Raw genomic sequence first — 16910 nt, 5'->3', positions numbered from 1 at the left:
CGTCAGAAATTCAGGAGGATGTACTGGGCCTTTCGATTGAGCGGAATAGCAGGGGATTGCGGCGGTGCGGCGGCTCCGGCCGGTCCCGAATTTCTGCCCCCCGCAGTCTTCATTGTGCAATCTGCGTCACCGTAGATAGAAAGCGGTTGCGCAGTCAACCCCGATCGATGGCATCGTCATCCAGGTCGCTCGAGTCTGGCTGGATCCGATTGTGGACCTTGCGGTCCGGACAGCCCGAGAGGTCACAGCCGGGCGGCTGCGACCTCGGGTTCCCCTGGCCTCCCTGCGATATCCGGTCGTGCGTCGCCGATTAGTAGTTGCCCAGACCTCCGCAGACGTTGAGCGCCTGTGCGGTGATGGACGCGGCCGTATCCGAGATCAAGTAGGCGACCAGTCCGGCGACTTCCTCCGGGGTGGAGTAACGCCCCAGTGGAATCTTGGCGTTGAACCGGTCGAGCACGTCCTGCTCGCTCACGCCCCAGTGCTGTGCGTAGCCGCTGCGGACCCGTTCGGCCATCGGGGTCTCGACATAGCCGGGACACACGGCGTTCACCGTGATGCCGGTCTTGGCCAGCTCGAAGCCGACGGACTTCGTGAAACCGATTACCCCGTGCTTGGACGCGGTATACGGCGAGGCGTACATGACGCCCTGCTTTCCGGCGGTGGAGGCGATGTTGATGATCCGGCCCCAGCCGGATTTCCCCATTCCGCCGGCGGTCAGCACCTCCCGGGTGACCCGGAATACGCTATTCAGATTGGTGTCGAGGATGTCGAGCCACAGGCTCTCGTCCAGCTTGTCGATCTCCCCGCCGCCACCCCGCCCCGCGTTGTTGACCAGAATGTCGATCTTTCCGAAGGCGGCGACGGCGGCGGCCACGGCCTGCTGTACGTCCTCGGTGTTCCTCACGTCGCAGGAGACGCCGTCGGCCGGGTGTCCGGCAGCGCGTAATTCGGCCACCGTGGCGGCCACGTTCTTCGCGTCGCGCGCGCAGCCGAAGACCGCGATGCCGAGGCCGGCGAGGGTGCGCGCGGTGGCCAGGCCGATCCCGCTGCTCACACCGGTGATGAAGGCTGTTCTGTGGTTGCTCATGAGGGTCTTCCTCCTGTCGGTGGTGGAAGGTGGGCAGGGGCGCGCGGTCAGGCCGCACAGTGCGGCAGGCCGCCGTGGAACCGGGCCATCTCCCGGAAGGACGCGGCCACGTCGAGACGTGCGCCGGGCGCGAGCCCGTCGAGCTCGGCGCAGGCACGGTGGAGGTTGCTGACGAGCCGTTCGCCGTCGGCGAGCGCGGCGAAGGGGCCCAGGTCCGCGGCCTCGGCCGCCTGCAGCGGGGTGCGGCCGCTGCGCAGCGCCTGCCGGGCCAGCTCGCGCACCCAGCGCAGGTAGGCCTCGGTGGCGTCCAGGGCCTCGGGGCCCGACACCGGCCCGTGCCCGGGCACGACGATCCGCGGCCCCAGACGCCGCAGCCGCTCCAGGGCGGCCAGGGAGCCCTCGACGGAGCCCATCAGCACGTACGGGGTGACCCCCGACCACACCACGTCCCCGGTGAACAGCACCCCGCGCTCGGGCACCCAGGCGGCCACGTCGCCCGGCGTGTGCGCCGGGCCGATCGCCATCAGCTCCACGGTCAGGCCGCCGGAGTGCACGGTCGTGCTCTCGGAGAACGTCGCGTCGGGCAGCACCACGGCGGGATCGCCCCAGTCCACCTCGGGCCAGATGCCGCACAGGCCGAGGCCGGCCTCGGCCATGTCGGACCGGGTCCGCTCGTGGGCGACGACCGTGGCCCGCGGCGCGAACTCGTCGTTGCCGAAGACGTGGTCGCCGTGGAAGTGGGTGTTGACCACGACGTCCGGCCCGCCCGGCACCACCCGTTCGGTCTCGGCGCGCAGATGGCGCGCCCGGGCGCGGGTGGCCACGGTGTCGACCAGCACCGCGGTGCCGCCGCCGGCGATCAGCCCCGCGTTGTTCAGGCACCAGCCGCCGGGCAGCTGCTCGTAGACGTGCACGCCCTCGGCGATCTCCCGCAGCCGGGGCCGGGCGGCGATGCGGCGGGCCCCGGTCACCGGGCCGCCTGCGCGAACCGCTGCAGGGTCTCGCCGGGGCTCGGCCCGTCCAGCGCCCGGAAGATCCGCTCCGCATCCGCACCGTGCCGCTCCAGCCGGACGTGGGCCAGCTCGACGCGGGTGAGCCCGCCCCCGACGGGCGTGAAGGCGACCTCGATCTCGCTGGCCCGCTCGTCGTCGGGCACGGAGCGCCACTGCCCGTCGACCCGCCAGGTCAGCCGCAGCCGGTGGGGCGGCTCCCACTGCAGCACCCGGCCCCAGTCGACCTCCACCCCGTCGACGTCCCACTCGTAGTAGCGGCCGCCGACCCGCCGCTCCAGGGCCAGACCGGCCCTCGGCCGGGTGACCAGCACGTGCGACGGCGGCCACCAGTCGGCCATCCGCTCGGTGAACGTCTCGAAGCAGTGGTGCGGGCTCGCTTCGACGAGCACCGACTTGCGGACGTCCGGGATCGGGCGTTGCTCCATGGCTTCCTCCCACACAGGCACGAATCCCCGGCCACCCTCGTCAGACCGGCTCGACCTCCTGTGGAGCTGCGCTCGACACCCCTGGACGCCGCGGGATTCCAACGCGCCTGGATCGCGAGTCGAGGGACCGGTCCCACGCTGCCCGGTACGGGCGAGCGAGCACCGGATCCCTATGGAAAGCTCCCGTGACCACGGAGGAACCCATGGCCCGCAGGGCAGTCATCACCGGCATCGGCGTCGTCGCGCCGGGCGGAATCGGGAAGGAGCCGTTCTGGGAGCTCCTCACCAGCGGCAGGACCGCGACGCAGACCATCACGCAGTTCGACGCGAGCGGGCACCGCTGCCAGGTCGCCGCGGAGGTCGACTTCGACCCGCTCGCACGGGGTCTGACACCCCAGCAGGCCCGGCGGACCGACCGGGTGTCGCAGCTGGCCATGGTGGCGGCGGGGGAGGCACTCACGGACAGCGGCCTGGATATCGACGGCGAACTCGCCGAGCGCACCGGGGTGGCGATCGGCAGCGCGGTCGGCGGCACCACGACCATGGAGCGGGAGTACGCCGTGCTCTCCGACGGCGGCCGGGACTGGGTCGTCGACCCCTCGTTCGCCGTCCCGCACCTCTACGACTACTTCCTGCCGAGCTCGATCGCCGCCGAGGTCGCGCTGATCACCGGCGCACTCGGCCCGGCCGCGGTCGTCTCGACCGGCTGCACCTCCGGCATCGACTCCGTCGGCCACGCCGCCGAGCTCGTGAGGGACGGCACGGCCGACGTCGTGATCACCGGGGCGACCGACGCACCGATCTCCCCCATCACCCTGACCTGCTTCGACGTCATCAAGGCCACGTCGGCCCGCAACGACGACCCGGCCACCGCCTGCCGGCCGTTCGACCGGACCCGCACCGGGCTCATCCTCGGCGAGGGCTCGGCCGTGCTGGTCCTGGAGGAGTACGAGCACGCCCGGCGGCGCGGCGCCCGCATCTACGCCGAGGTCTCGGGCTACGCCTCCCGGTGCAACGCCTTCCACATGACCGGGCTCAAGGCCGACGGGCGCGAGATGTCCGCGGCCATCGACGCCGCCCTGGGCGAGGCGCAAGTGGACCCGACGGACATCGACTACGTCAACGCCCACGGCTCCGGCACCAAGCAGAACGACCGGCACGAGACGGCGGCGGTCAAGCGCAGCCTGGGCGAGCACGCCTACCGCACGCCGATGAGCGGGATCAAGGCCAGCGTCGGCCACTCGCTGGGCGCGATCGGCTCCATCGAGATCGCCGCCTGCGCGCTGTCCATGCGGCGCGGCGTGGTCGTGCCCACGGCCAACCTGCACGAGCGCGATCCCGAGTGCGACCTGGACTACGTCCCCAATACCGCGCGCGAGCGCCGTCTCGACGCGGTCCTCACGGTCGGCAGTGGCTTCGGCGGATTCCAGAGCGCGATGGTACTGAAGAGTCTGGAGCGAACCGCATCATGAACCAGGACGTCGTTGTCACCGGTGTCGACGTGGTCGCGCCCAACGGGATCGGTACCGAGGAGTACTGGGAGGCCACCCTCAAGGGTGCCTCGGCGATCCGGCCGATCACCCGGTTCGACGCCTCCGGATACCCGGTGCGGCTGGCCGGGGAAGTGCCCGGGTTCGAGGGCGAGTTCTCCTTTCCCAAGAAGATGGCCCCGCAGACCGACCGGCTCACCAGGCTGGCCCTGATCTGCGCGGACGCGGCGCTGGCCGACGCGCGCGTCGACCCGGCGGCCCTGCCCGAGTACGCGGTGGGGGTCGCCGTCTCCAGCGCCACCGGCGGCCTGGAGTTCGGCCAGCAGCAGCTGCAGCAGTTGTGGGGCACCGGCTGGGAGTCGGTGAGCCCGTACATGTCCTTCGCCTGGTACTACGCGGTGAACACCGGGCAGATATCGATCAGGAACGGCATGCGCGGGCCCGGCGGCGTGGTCGTCTCCGAGCAGGCCGGCGGCCTGGACTCGCTGGCGTTCGCCCGCCGGCAGGTGCGCAAGGGCACCGCCGTGATGACCACCGGCGGCTTCGACGGCATGCTGTGCCCCTACGGCGTGGCCACCGTCTCCGTCGCCACCGGTGTGAGCCGGCACGACGACCCCGAACGCGCCTATCTGCCCTTTCGGGACGGCTCCACCGGTTTCGTCCCGGGCGAGGGCGGCGCCGTCCTTGTCCTGGAGTCCCGGCAGGACGCCGCACGGCGGGGGGCGCCCCGGGTCCACGGCGTGGTGGCGGGCCACGGGGCGGCGTTCGACCCCGACCCGGCGGGCCCGGCCGGCGACGGCCTGGTGCGGGCGGCACGCACGGCCCTGGCCGATGCGGGGCTGTCGGCTCAGGACGTCGACGTGGTCTTCGCCGACGCGGCCGGCAGCGGGCCCCTGGACCGTGCCGAAGCCGCGGCGCTCGCGCGGCTGTTCGGCCCCGCAGGCGTACCGGTGAGCGCACCCAAGGCCCTGGTGGGCCGGCTGATGTCCGGTGGGGCGGCGCTCGACGTGGCCACCGCGCTGCTCAGCCTGCGGGACGGCATCGTTCCGGCCGTGCCCGAGGTGACCGGGGCGGCGGTCGACCCGCGGGTCGACCTGGTCGTCGGCGAGCCGCGGACCCTGCCGCTGCGTACGGCCCTGGTGCTCGCCCGGGGGCACGGCGGCTTCGCGTCGGCCCTGGTGCTCACCGGGCCGTGAGCGGGGACGCACGCGGTGGGGCCCGGCTCCCCGGAGCCGGGCCCCACCGTGTCCCCGCGCCGGTCAGCGCCGTTTCGCCGCCGGCAGGACGTACCGGGTGTAGAGCAGGTCGCGCACGACGTCGTCGCCGCCCTCCACCAGGCCGACGTACCGCAGGTCGCGCACCAGCTTCCCGACCGGGTGGTCGTGGGTGTAGCCCAGCCCGCCGAACATCTCCGAGCCGATCGTCGCCACCTGCCAGCCGGCCTGGCCGCAGTACATCTTGGCGGCCAGCGCCGAACGCAGCGTGCCCGTCCGGTACATCGCGGCCGCCGGGTCGGCGGCCGCCAGATGCCGGTCGAACTCCGCCGCGGCGGCCCGGCACTGGTTGCGCATGACGTCGATCAGCATCTCGATCTGGCCGAGCTTCCCGGCGAACACCGCGTTGGCGGCCAGCGGCGCGCCCTTGACCTGCTTGACCGACGCGTACTCCATGGCCAGGTCCCGCACCCGGCGGGCCATCCCGATCGCGGTGGAGGCGATCAGGATCCGGCTGGCGTTCAGGCCGATCTCCAGGTTCCGCAGCCCGTTGCCGCGCAGCACGGAGCCGGCCGGCACCCGGCACCGGTTCAGGCGGACCCGGTAGGTCGCCGAGCCGCGCATGCCGATCATGTCCCAGCGCTTGACGATCTCCACGCCGGGTGTGGAGCGCGGGACGAGGACCACGCTGTGGGCGGCCGCGTCCTCGGCGTCCCGGGCCACCACCAGCAGCAGGCCGGCGGCGTCGGCGTTGGTGGAGAAGAACTTGTCCCCGTCCAGGACGAGGGCGTCGCCCTCACGCCGGAAGGTGGTGGTGATGCGGCCCAGTTCGCTGCCGGCCTCCTCCTCACTGGCGAGGATCGCGCAGACGCCGCCGTGTCGTGCCAGCTCCTCCAGGTGGGGACGGACGAGCCCGTCCTCCCCGCAGAGCCGGAGCATCGTGGTGCCCAGGATCGACAGGAAGGACCCGAAGGCGAACCCGGCGTCCCCGTACGACAGCTCGGAGACGACGTCCACGCTGTCCTCCAGGGACACCCCGAGACCGCCGTAGTCGGCGGGGATCCACCAGTTGGCCAGCCCGGCCGCGTGCAGCCCGGCCGACTCCCTGGTGGGCGCCTCCGGCAGGGCGTCGAAGTGTTCCGCCCGGGGCAGGACCTCCGCGTGGACGAAGGTCCGTACCCGTTCCAGCAGGCCCGTGGTCGTCATTGCCCGCCCCTCCCGTTGCGCCCCGGCCGTCATGCCGTGCGCGAGAGCTGACCGTTGAACGCGTCGAGGAAGTCCCGGGGCGTCTCCAGCTCCGGGCCGTCGTCCTCCGGCAGCTTGATCCCGAAGTGCTGTTCCAGGCTGTTCGTCGTGGCGATGATCGCCAGCGAGTCGAAGCCCAGCTCCACCAGCTTGGTGTCCGTGATGTCGCCGGAGAGGTCGATGGACTCGTCCTCGCCCATCGCGCGCAGCAGGAACGTCTTCAGTACGTCGAGGGTCAACTCGGCCATGGCATGTCACCTTTCCGTTCGGAACGTGCTGGGGTGGACGGGCTTCGCGGGCCGGCGCCCCTCGACCCATTCCCGGGCCCTGGCCAGCGTCGCCCGGCTGTTCGCGCCGAGGGAGTCGCGCACGGCGGTGCGGGCCGCCTCCAGCGACTCGGGGGGCCGGGGGAGCGCGGCGAGGGCCTCGGGGTCGAGGATCACCTGGTGCCGGGAGGTCACGCGGACGCCGTCCGCCGCCTCCTCGAAGAGCCATGCGCCGGTGTGGGCCTGCAGGACGGGCGGCAGTTTCGTCTGCTTGTAGGCGATGCGCCGCAGCGGCGTGCAGATGCGGCCGGAGACGGTGGTGTGCGCCGAGCCGTCCGCCGCGCGGGTCTCCATCTCCATGAGCTGCAGGCCGCTCGCCTCCTCCCGCACGTCGAGGCGCAGGACGTGCGGCAGGCGTTCCGGCCAGCGGGCCACGTCGTAGAGGAAGTCGTAGACATCGCGCAGGGGGCCGGCGACGGTCACGCTGTCGGAGAAGTCCAGCAGGAGCTCCTTCTCCTGTTCGCCCCGCTCGGCGGCGCGCCGCAGGTGCTCCAGTTCGGCGGTGCTGTTGGTCTCCACGGCCCGTGCGATGCGCCGAAGCTTCGCCGGGTCGTCGCCGGTGGCGCGGTAGTGGTGGTCGAGGACGACCGTGCTGCCGCCGTCCCCGTCCGGGGTGACCGTCCAGGCACCGCCCATCGAGGCCACCGGATCGGCGGGGGTCGCCTGCTCGAACTTCACCCGGTACGCCGCCGGGTGGAGCCGGCGATGGGACTCCCAGGTGCGGATCTCGTCGTTGGCCAGGGCCCAGATGCGGATCCGTTCCCCGGCGTCGTCCCCGGCGACCCGCTCGGCCTGCAGGGTGGGCGGGAAGTACAACGGCCACAGGCCCACGTCGGCGATGATGCGGTAGACCGTAGCGGCCGGGGCCCGTACGGGGATCCGGTGGGTCACCTCGGTCGTGCTCATGAAGATCCCTTCCTCCTGGCCTGCTCGGGCGGTACGGGCAATCTGGCAGGGCCGCGTCGAGCGGCCCTACAGCAGCGGTGCAGCGGTGCAGCGGTGCGCTCACGCACGCGCCCGGCCGGAGCGCATGAACTCCACCAGCAGGCGCGGCGTCGGGTTCCGCAGCACGGCCTCGGCGGGCAGCTTGAGCCCCGTCGCGGCGTTGAGCCGGTTGCGCAGGTCGACGCTGAGCAGCGAATCGAAGCCGAGTTCCTTGAAGGCGTCGTCGGGGCCGACGTCCACGACCTCCTCGTAGCCCAGCACCTCGGCGGCCTGTTCACAGACCAGGCGCATGAGCTCGTCGGCCGGCGGATGCGGCGCGGGCACGGCCGGGGCGGGTACGGAGGGTGCCGGTGCCTGCGGGACGGGCCGGGGCGCCGGCGCAGCGGGCTGCAGGCCCTCGAAGAGGCGTGCCGCGCGGCCGTCCGGCCGCAGGCCGTCGAGGACCGGGCGCAGCGGCACCCTGAGCGGGGCCGCGGAGGCGAGGGCCTCGTCCAGCAGCCGCAAGGCGTGTGCGGTGGCCAGCGGGGCGATGCCGATGCCGGCCAGCGCGGCCACGTCGCGCTCGGACAGGTGGGAGGTCATCCCCGTGCGCTGCTCCCACAGGCCCCAGGCCAGCGAGGTGGCCTCCAGACCGCGGGCCCGCCGGTACTGCGCGAGGGCGTCCAGGAAGGCGTTCGCCGCGGCGTAATTGGCCTGCCCGGGACCGCCGATGACGCCGGCGGCGGAGGAGAAGAGCACGAACGCCGACAGGTCCATCTCCTCGGTCAGCTCGTGCAGGTGCCAGGCGCCGTGCGCCTTGGGCCCGGTGACCGAGCGCAGACGGGCGGGCGTGAGCTGGGCGACCACGCCGTCGCCGAGCACGCCGGCGGTGTGGAAGACACTGCCCGGCGGTTGTTCGGCGATCACCTTGGCCAGCGCCGTGCGGTCGGTGACGTCACAGGCCAGGACGGTCGCCTCGGCGCCCAGTGCGGCCAGTTCGGCCTGCAAGGCCCCGACGCCCGGAGTGTCGGGGCCGCGCCGGCCGGTCAGGACGAGCCGGCGGGCGCCGTGCGCGGCCGCCAGATGCCGGGCGACGACCGCGCCCAGCCCGTCGGTGCCGCCGGTGATCAGCGCGGGGCGCCCGGGGTCGAAGGCGCGCGGCATGGTCAGGACGAGCTTGCCGCGCTGCCTGGCGCGGCTGAGCAGGCGCAGCGGTGTGCGGGCCCGGTGGACGTCCCAGGTGCGCAGCGGCAGGTGGACCAGGGCGCCGCTCTCGAACAGGGCGATCAGTTCGTCCAGCACCTCGCCGATGCGGTCGGGGGCCACGCCGAGGATGTTGTAGGCGCGGTAGGTGATGCCGGGGTACCGGGCCTCCGTCTCGGCGATGTCGCGGATGTCGGTCTTGCCCATCTCGGCGAACCGCCCGCCCGGCGCGAGCAGCCGCAACGAGGCGTCGACGGCCTCCCCCGCCAGGGAGTTCAGGACGACGTCGACGCCCCGTCCGCCGGTGGCGGCGCGGAACTCCTCGGCGAAGGACAGGGAACGCGAGGAGGCGATGCGCTCGCCGGGGACCCCCCATTCCCGCAGCGTGTCGTGCTTGCCGGGCCCGGCGGTGGCGAACACCTCCGCGCCCAGGTGGCGGGCCAGCTGCAGCGCGGCCAGGCCCACGCCGCCCGTCGCGGTGTGGATCAGCACGGACTCGCCCGGCCGGACACCGGCGATCTCCACCAGGCACTGGTAGGCGGTGATGTACACGATCGGCACGCTCGCCGCCTGGGCGTGGCTCCAGCCCGCCGGAACGGGCCTGACCATGCGTTCGTCGGCGACCGCGACGGGACCCAGCGAGCGCTCGAAGACGCCGAACACCCGGTCCCCGACCGCGACGCGGCTCACCTCGCCGCCGACCTCCGTGACGACGCCCGAGCCCTCGCTGCCCATGGTCCGCTCGGTCGCCACGAGGCCCAGACCGACGGCGATGTCCCGGAAGTTGAGCCCGCCGGCACGCACCTCGATGCGGACCTCCCGGGGCCCCAGGGCGGCCTCCGCCTCCGGGTGGGCCACGAGCGCGAGGTTGTCCAGGGTGCCCTTGCGCGTCACGTCCAGCCGCCAGGCGCGGTGCCCGGCCGGTTCCGGCAGGCCGTCCTCGGCCGGCACCCTCAGCCGCGGCCGGTACAGCTTCCCGACCCGCACGGCCACCTCGGGCTCGGCGCAGGCCAGCGCGGCCGGCAGCGCCTCGGCCGAGGCAGGCGTACCGTCCGTGTCGACGATCCGGAAGGCGCCGGGGTGTTCGGCCTGTGCCGCCCTGACCAGCCCGGTGACCGTCGAGGCGGCCAGACCGGGCACGGGTTCCCGGTCGAAGACCGCCAGCGCCTGCCGGGTCAGGACGGTCAGGCGCGCCCCGGCGAAGCGCGGGTCGGCCAGCCAGCCCTGCAGCAGGTCCGCGGCCTCGCCGGCCAGGCGGTCCGCCACCGCCGGCACCGGCTCGCCCGGCCGCGCCGCGCCGTCGAGCGCAGCGAGGAGCACCGGCGGCGGGGACGGGGGCACGGACGCGAGGTCGGGGAAGTCGTGTGCCGCGCCCAGCGCCGGTGCCGCCAGACTCGCCCACTCGTGCGGCAGGAGTTCCCCGCCCTCCGGTACGGGTTCCCAGGCCAGTTCGAAGCCGGTGCCCTCGCCGGAGCCGGCCGGTGCGGCCGGCGGCCGCAGTGCCAGCGAGGCGACGGAGGCGACGAGACGGCCGTGCGCGTCCCGGCACCGCACGGAGACCGTAGGGCCCTCGATGTCCAGGTGCACCCGCAGCGTCGTCGTCGAGGAGGGGGCCAGGACGGCCCCGGTCCAGGCGAAGGGCACCACCAGGTCCCGGCCGGTCTGCAGCACGGCGGCGTGCAGGGCCGCGTCGAGCAGCGCGGGGTGGACGGTCGGGCAGGGCGAGGGTCCGGTGGGCAGCGTCACCTCGGCGAAGACCTCGTTGCCGCGCACCCACATGTGCCGCAGGCCGGTGAACGCCGGCCCGTAGCGGTAGCCGCGGGCGCTCAGCCGGGCGTACGCGTCGGACAGGTCGACGCGCAGGGCGTCCGGCGGCCAGGCGGACGGCTCGCCCGCGGTGTTGGTGGCCGGGGCGCCAGTGGCGAGGGCGCCGGTCGCATGGCTCGTCCAGCCGTTCGCCCCCGGGTGCCGCGCGTGGACGGTGAAGGCCCGGGGGCGTCCGGCGTCCGGCGCGTCCAGCACCACGCGCAGATCGACGGTGCCCTCGTCGGGAAGGGTCAGCGGCGCGCCCAGCACCAGCTCCTCGACGACACCGCAGCCGACGTGGGTGCCGGCCTCGGCGACCAGGGAGAGCAGGACGGTCGCCGGCACCAGCGCGGCCTCGCGCACGACGTGGTCGGCCAGCCAGGGCTGCCGGGCCCGGTCCAGGCGCGCCGTGAACACGGACTGCCCGGAGGGCAGGTCGACGTGGCGGACGTCGAAGGTGGCCTCGCCGGAGGCGGCTTCCGGGGCCGGCGCGGTCACCCAGTACCGGCTGCGGTCGAAGGCGTACCCCGGCAGCTGCGTCCACCGCCCCGGCGGCTGCGTCCGGCCGAGGTCCACCGGCACGCCGACCGCCTCCGCCGCGGCGACCGAGGCGAGGAACTGGCCCATGCCGCCGCTGCTCCGGCGCAGGGTGCCCAGGACCGTGCCGCGCACACCGGCCTCCTCCAGGACCGCCTGCAGACCGAGGGTGAGCACCGGGTGCGGGCTGACCTCCAGGAAGACGCCGTGCCGGCGGGCGGTCAGCCGGCGTACGACGGGACCGAACCGCACCGGGTTGCGCAGGTTGTCGAACCAGTAGGCCGCGTCCATGGCCGTGCCGTCGATGCGGTCGCCGGTGACCGTCGAGTACACCGGCACCGAACCCGCGCGCGACGTCACACCGGCCAGCTGCTCGGCCAGCGACTCCCGCAGGGCCTCCATGGCGTCGGTGTGCGAGGCGTAGTCGACGTCGATGCGCTTGGCGTCGACGCCCTGCCGTTCGCAGACGGCCAGCAGGCGGTCGAGGGCCGGCACGGCACCGGCGACGACGGTGGCCTGCGGCCCGTTGAGGGCGGCGACGCCCACCCCGGCCACGGAGCGCAGCAGTTGCTCGGTCTCCTGCACGTCCAGCGGGAGGCTCACCATGCCGCCGCTGCCGGCGACGGCCTGCAGCGCCCGGCTGCGCCGGGCGACGATGCGGCAGGCGTCGTCGAGGCTCAGGACACCGGCCACGTGCGCGGCGGCTATCTCGCCCTGGGAGTGCCCGACCACCGCTGCCGGACGCACGCCGGCCTCCTGCCACATGCGGGCCAGCGACACCATGACCGCGAACAGGGCGGGCTGCACGACGTCGACGCGGTCCGCCCCCTCGCCGCGCAGGGCGTCGGTCAGCCGCCAGTCGCAGTAGCGGGCCAGGGCCTCCTCGCAGTCGCGGACACCGGTGCGGAACGCCTCGGACTGCTCCAGCAGTTCCAGGCCCATCCCCGGCCACTGCGACCCCTGCCCGGGAAAGACGAGGACGGGGCCGGCCAGGTCCTGCCGGGCCTCGGCGCGCAGCACGGTGGGCGACTCGTAGCGCCCGGGCACCGGGCGTTCCCGGGAGCCGGAGGCCAGCCGGGCAAGGCCGCGCACCAGGTCCTCGGCGCTGTCGGCGACGACCGCGCCCCGGTGGGCGAAGCGGGTCCGCGAGCGCAGGACCCGGGCCACGTCCTCGGGTGCGGGCGCCGGGCCCGAGGCGAGGAAGTCGCCGAGCGTACGGGCCTGGTGGCGCAGGGACTCCTCGCCCGGCGCGGAGACGGTCCACACGAACGGGCCGGAGGCGGGGCCGCGGTCGGCGGCGGGGGCCGCGGGCGCCTCCTCCAGCACCAGGTGCGCGTTGGTGCCGCTGATCCCGAAGGAGGAGACCGCGGCGCGCCGGGGGCGGCCCTGCGCCGCCGGCCACGGGCGGGGCTCCTGCAGCAGCGCGAGGCCGCTGCCCGCCCAGTCCACGTGCCGGCTCGGCCGGGCGGCGTGCAGGGTGGGCGGCATGATGCCGGCGCGCATCGCCCCGACCGCCTTGATCACACCGCCGACCCCGGCGGCCGCCTGCGCGTGGCCCAGGTTGGACTTCAGCGAGCCCAGCCACAGCGGGCGCCCGGGGGCGCGGTCGCGGCCGTACACGGCGGCCAGGGCCCTGGCCTCGATCGGGTCGCCGAGCTCGGTGCCGGTGCCGTGGGCCTCCACCAGGTCGACGTCGCCGGGGGCCAGGCCCGCGTCGTGCAGCGCGCGGCCGATGACCTGCTCCTGGGCCGCCTTGCTGGGCGCGGTCAGGCCGTTGCTCGCACCGTCCTGGTTCACGGCGCTGCCCCGGATGACGGCGTGGACGCGACGGCCGTGCGCGAGGGCGTCCGACAGCCGTTCCAGCAGCAGCAGTCCGGCGCCCTCGGCCCAGGCGGTGCCGTTCGCGTCGTCGGAGAAGGACCGGCAGCGCCCGTCCGGCGACAGGCCGCCCTGCCGGGTGAAGTCCACGAACAGGCCGGGCGTCGGCATCACCGCGACACCGCCGGCCAGCGCCAGGTCGCACTCGCCCCGGCGCAGGGACTGGACGGCGAGGTGGAGGGCGACGAGGGAGGAGGAGCAGGCGGTGTCCACCGTGATCGCCGGGCCGCGCAGCCCGAACCAGTAGGCGATGCGCCCGGAGGCGACGCTGGTGGTGCTCCCGGTGATGCGGTAGCCGCCCGCGCCCTGGTTGTCCTCGTGCAGCCGGGGCCCGTACTCCTGCGCCATCGCGCCGACGAACACCCCGGTATTGCTCTCGGCGAGGGCGTCCTTGGCCAGGCCCGCCTGCTCGACGGTCTCCCAGGCGACCTCCAGCAGCAGCCGCTGCTGCGGGTCCATCCCGGCCGCCTCGCGGGGCGAGATGCCGAAGAACTTGGCGTCGAAGAGGTCGGCGTCGTGCAGGAACCCGCCGTGCCGCGTGACCGAGCGGCCCTCGGCGTCCGGTGCGGGGTCGTGCACGGCGGGGTCCCAGCCGCGGTTGCCGGGGAACTCCGTGATGGCGTCCTCGCCCGCCGCGACCAGCCGCCACAGGTCCTGCGGCGACCGGACTCCGCCGGGATAGCGGCAGCCCATGGACACGATGGCGATCGGGTCGCGCTCCCCGTGCGGGGAGGGCGTGTCGTGGTTCATGGTGAACAGGGCCTTTCGTGACGTGGGGCGGGTGGTGCGGAGCGGCCGGGCTACAGCGGGGTGTCCGTCTCCAGGGCCTCGATCAGCGCCGCCGGGGTGGGATGGTCGAAGAGCAGGGTCGTGGGCATGGGCCGTCCGGTGGCGCGGGTCAGCGCGGTGCGCAGCCCCACGGCCATCCGCGAGTCGAAGCCGAGGTCGTTGAAGGAGCGGCTCAGGTCGAGCTCCGCTGCGGGCTCCAGCCCGAGCGTGCGCAGCGTGTACCCGACGACCAGCTCGAACGGGTCGGCGGACGCCTCCGCCGCCACCGGCCCGGGCCCCTCGCCGGCCTCCGGCGCGGCGGCGGTGTCGAGCCAGTAGCGCTCGCGCTGGAACGGGTACAGGGGAAGGTCGGCGCGGCGCGCGGTGCGGCCGTGGACGGCCGGCCAGTCCACTCGCCTGCCCATGACGAAGGCCCCCGCCGCCACCTCGGCCGCTCCCGCGACCTCCTGCTCGGTGGCCAGAGGCGCCACGAACAGCTCCTCGCCCTGCGCCACGGTCTCCGCCGCCATGGTCGACAGCCCCTGGCCCGGGCCCGGTTCGACGAAGAGCCGGGCGCCGAGCCCGTGGGCGGTCCGTACCGCGGAGGCGAAGCGCACCGTGGAACACAGGTGGTCCGGCCAGTAGCCGGGGTCGGCGAACTCCTCCGGGGCGGCCGGACGCCCCGTGACGGTCGAGACGATCACCGGCCCGGTGGCCGGGCGCCAGGTCAGCCCCTCGGCGACCGCCCGCAGCTCCTCCCGGATGGGCGCCATCAGCGGGGAGTGCCCGGCGGCGGCGATGCGCAGCCGGCGGGTGCGGCGGCCCAGCGCCTCGAAGTGTGCGGCGACCCGGTGGACGGCCTCCTGCTCCCCGGACACCACCAGGGAGCGGGGACTGTTGACGGCGGCGATGCCGGCCGCTCCCGACTCCCGGGCCAGCACGGCGAGGGCCTCGCCCTCCTCGGCCTGCACGGCCACCATCGCGCCGCCCGGCGGGAGGCCGTCGATGAGCTGCCCGCGCCGGGCGACCAGGACGGCGGCGTCCTCCAGGGACAGCGCGCCCGCCAGGTGCACCGCGGTGATCTCGCCCTGCGAGTGGCCGACCAGCACGTCCGGCACCAGCCCCCAGGACTCGAACAGCCGGTACAGGGCCACTTCCACGGCGAACAGCGCGGGCTGGGCGTAGTCCAGCCGGTCGACCAGGTCGTTGCGGCCCCACATGACGTCGGGCAGGCTCACCTTGACGACGGGTTCCAGCGCCGCGCACGCCGCGTCGAAGGCGCGCGCGAAGGCACCGAACTCCTTGTGGAGCCGCTGCCCCATGCCGAGGCGCTGCATGCCCTGCCCGGGGAAGAGGAAGGCCGCAAGGCCCCCGGAGCCGGTGCGCTCGACGACGCCCTGCGCCTCGCCCGCCTCACCGTCGGCCAGCTGCCGCAGCCGCACGACGAGTTCGTCGGGACCGGAGGCGACGACCGCGCCGCGTGCGGGCAGGGCAGCCCGGGTCGTCGCCGAGGACAGCCCGATGTCGGCGAGCGCCGGTCGGGCGCTGTCACGGGTGACGTCCAGCGCGTCGGCAAGGCGTGCCGCTTGCTGCCGCATCGCCGCGGGCGTCCGGCCGGAGAGCACCACCGGCACCGCCGAGGCGCCCGCCGGCACCTGCGGCCGGGGCTGCTCGTGGCCGGGGGCCTCGCCCAGCAGCACGTGGCAGTTGGTGCCGCCGAGGCCGAAGGAGGAGACGCCGGCCAGCAGCCGGTCGTGACCTCCCGGCCACTCGCGCAGCTCGTGGCACACCTCCAGGCGCAGTGCGTCGAGGTCGATCGCCGGGTTCGGCTCCCGGAAGCCGACGCTGGGCGGCAGCGCCCGGTGGTGGAGGCCGAGGGCCGTCTTGATGAAGCCGGCAATGCCCGCCGCCCCTTCCAGGTGGCCGATGTTGGTCTTCACCGAGCCCACCAGCAGCGGCGCGCCCGGCGGGCGCGCCCGGCCGTGGACCGCACCGAGCGCGGCGGCCTCCACCGGGTCGCCCAGGGGCGTTCCGGTGCCGTGGAGTTCGACGTAGGAGACGTCGGCGGGCGCCACGCCCGCCTGCCGGCATGCCGCGCTCAGCACGGCCTGCTGGGCGCGAGCACTGGGGGCGGTCAGCGCGGTCGCCCCGCCGTCGTTGTTGACGGCGCTGCCCAGGACGACGCAGTAGATGCGGTCGCCGTCGGCCTGCGCGGCACCGAGCGGCTTGAGGACGAGGACGCCGGCCCCCTCGCCGCGGACGATGCCGTCGGCCCGGGAGTCGAACGTGTGGCAGCGCCCGGTGGGGGACAGCGCACCGAGTGCCTGGACGACCTCGTCGCCCTCGGCGGCGAGGTTGAGCTGGGCCGCCGCCACGACGGCCGCCGAGCACTCGCCCCGGCGCAGCGCCTGCACCGCCTGGTGCAGGGCGGCCAGTGAGGAGGACTGCCCGGTGTCGACGACCAGGCTGGGGCCGGTGAACCCGAAGGCGTGCGAGAGGCGGTTGGCGAGGAAGGCCCGGCCGATGCCCGTCATGGTGTACGCACCGGCCACCCCGGCGGCACGGCTGAGCAGCGCGTAGTCGTCCGCGCAGGAGCCGGTGAACACGCCGACCGGACTCCCGGCCAGGGCGTCCGGCGCGGTACGGGCGTCCTCCAGCGCGTGCCAGCACAGCTCCAGCAGGAGCCGCTGCTGCGGATCGGTGGCGGCCGCCTCGGCGGCGGGCATGCCGAACAGCTGCGCGTCGAACCGGTCGACGTCCCGGAGGTAGCCGCCCGCCCGCCGTCCGCTGCGCCACCCCTCGGCGGGGCCGATCGCGTCGCCGCCGCGGACCAGCAGGCGCCAGAACCCGTCCAGTCTGTCGGCGCCGGGGAAGCGGCAGGCCATGCCGACCACGGCCACCGGTTCGTCCGCCGCGGGGCCGGGACCGGGCCGGGGGGCTCGAGTGAGGTCTTCAGACACGTTGTCCTCCGCAGTCGGCGGGGTCGGGTCG

General features: G+C 74.5%; 9 protein-coding genes and 1 pseudogene. 2 read left to right on the top strand and 8 right to left on the bottom strand.

The features are described 5' to 3' along the window. Positions 1–310: 310 nt before the first annotated feature. Genes AC27L3_RS03765 through AC27L3_RS03755 form a run of 3 tightly spaced genes read right to left on the bottom strand, consistent with a single transcriptional unit; the run spans position 311 to position 2528 of the window. Positions 311–1090, bottom strand: coding sequence for an SDR family NAD(P)-dependent oxidoreductase (locus tag AC27L3_RS03765; RefSeq protein WP_487232554.1), 780 nt, complete (start codon positions 1088–1090; stop codon positions 311–313). A gap of 47 nt (positions 1091–1137) precedes the next feature. After that, on the bottom strand, positions 1138–2061 hold the full coding sequence (locus tag AC27L3_RS03760) for an MBL fold metallo-hydrolase (RefSeq protein WP_487232553.1): 924 nt from the start codon (positions 2059–2061) through the stop codon (positions 1138–1140). Beyond that, a complete protein-coding gene (locus AC27L3_RS03755; protein ID WP_487232552.1) occupies positions 2058–2528 on the bottom strand; it encodes an SRPBCC family protein in 471 nt (156 codons plus the stop codon). The genes AC27L3_RS03760 and AC27L3_RS03755 overlap by 4 nt, the downstream gene beginning before the upstream one ends. Positions 2529–2731: 203 nt before the next feature. On the opposite strand from AC27L3_RS03755, the gene AC27L3_RS03750 reads away from it, so the two are divergent. Continuing rightward, entirely contained in the window at positions 2732–4000 is a 1269-nt protein-coding gene (locus AC27L3_RS03750) for a beta-ketoacyl-[acyl-carrier-protein] synthase family protein (RefSeq protein ID WP_487232802.1), read from the top strand. Beyond that, positions 3997–5214: a beta-ketoacyl synthase N-terminal-like domain-containing protein gene (locus AC27L3_RS03745; protein ID WP_487232551.1), complete on the top strand. Its 1218-nt coding sequence runs from the start codon at positions 3997–3999 to the stop codon at positions 5212–5214. The genes AC27L3_RS03750 and AC27L3_RS03745 overlap by 4 nt, the downstream gene beginning before the upstream one ends. Before the next feature lie 63 nt (positions 5215–5277). Here AC27L3_RS03745 and AC27L3_RS03740 read toward each other — a convergent pair whose 3' ends face one another. The 5 genes and pseudogenes from AC27L3_RS03740 to AC27L3_RS03720 all read right to left on the bottom strand — a co-directional run bounded on the left by AC27L3_RS03740 (position 5278) and on the right by AC27L3_RS03720 (position 16879). After that, the gene (locus AC27L3_RS03740) at positions 5278–6438 is read right to left on the bottom strand and encodes an acyl-CoA dehydrogenase family protein (protein WP_487232550.1); all 1161 of its coding nucleotides are present in this window, start codon (positions 6436–6438) and stop codon (positions 5278–5280) included. A gap of 29 nt (positions 6439–6467) precedes the next feature. Then, a complete protein-coding gene (locus tag AC27L3_RS03735) occupies positions 6468–6725 on the bottom strand; it encodes an acyl carrier protein (protein WP_487232549.1) in 258 nt (85 codons plus the stop codon). Between the two features lie 6 nt (positions 6726–6731). After that, the gene (locus AC27L3_RS03730; protein WP_487232548.1) at positions 6732–7709 is read right to left on the bottom strand and encodes an aromatase/cyclase; all 978 of its coding nucleotides are present in this window, start codon (positions 7707–7709) and stop codon (positions 6732–6734) included. Between the two features lie 99 nt (positions 7710–7808). Beyond that, a pseudogene (locus AC27L3_RS03725) lies at positions 7809–13865 on the bottom strand (type I polyketide synthase); the annotation flags it as partial. 86 nt (positions 13866–13951) lie between these two features. Then, entirely contained in the window at positions 13952–16879 is a 2928-nt protein-coding gene (locus AC27L3_RS03720) for a type I polyketide synthase (RefSeq protein ID WP_487232547.1), read from the bottom strand. Positions 16880–16910: the final 31 nt, after the last annotated feature.

Source organism: Streptomyces sp. PKA51 (assembly GCF_057552455.1).
The sequence above is the reverse complement of the archived record's forward strand: the minus strand, read 5'-3'. Positions and strand labels throughout refer to the sequence as shown.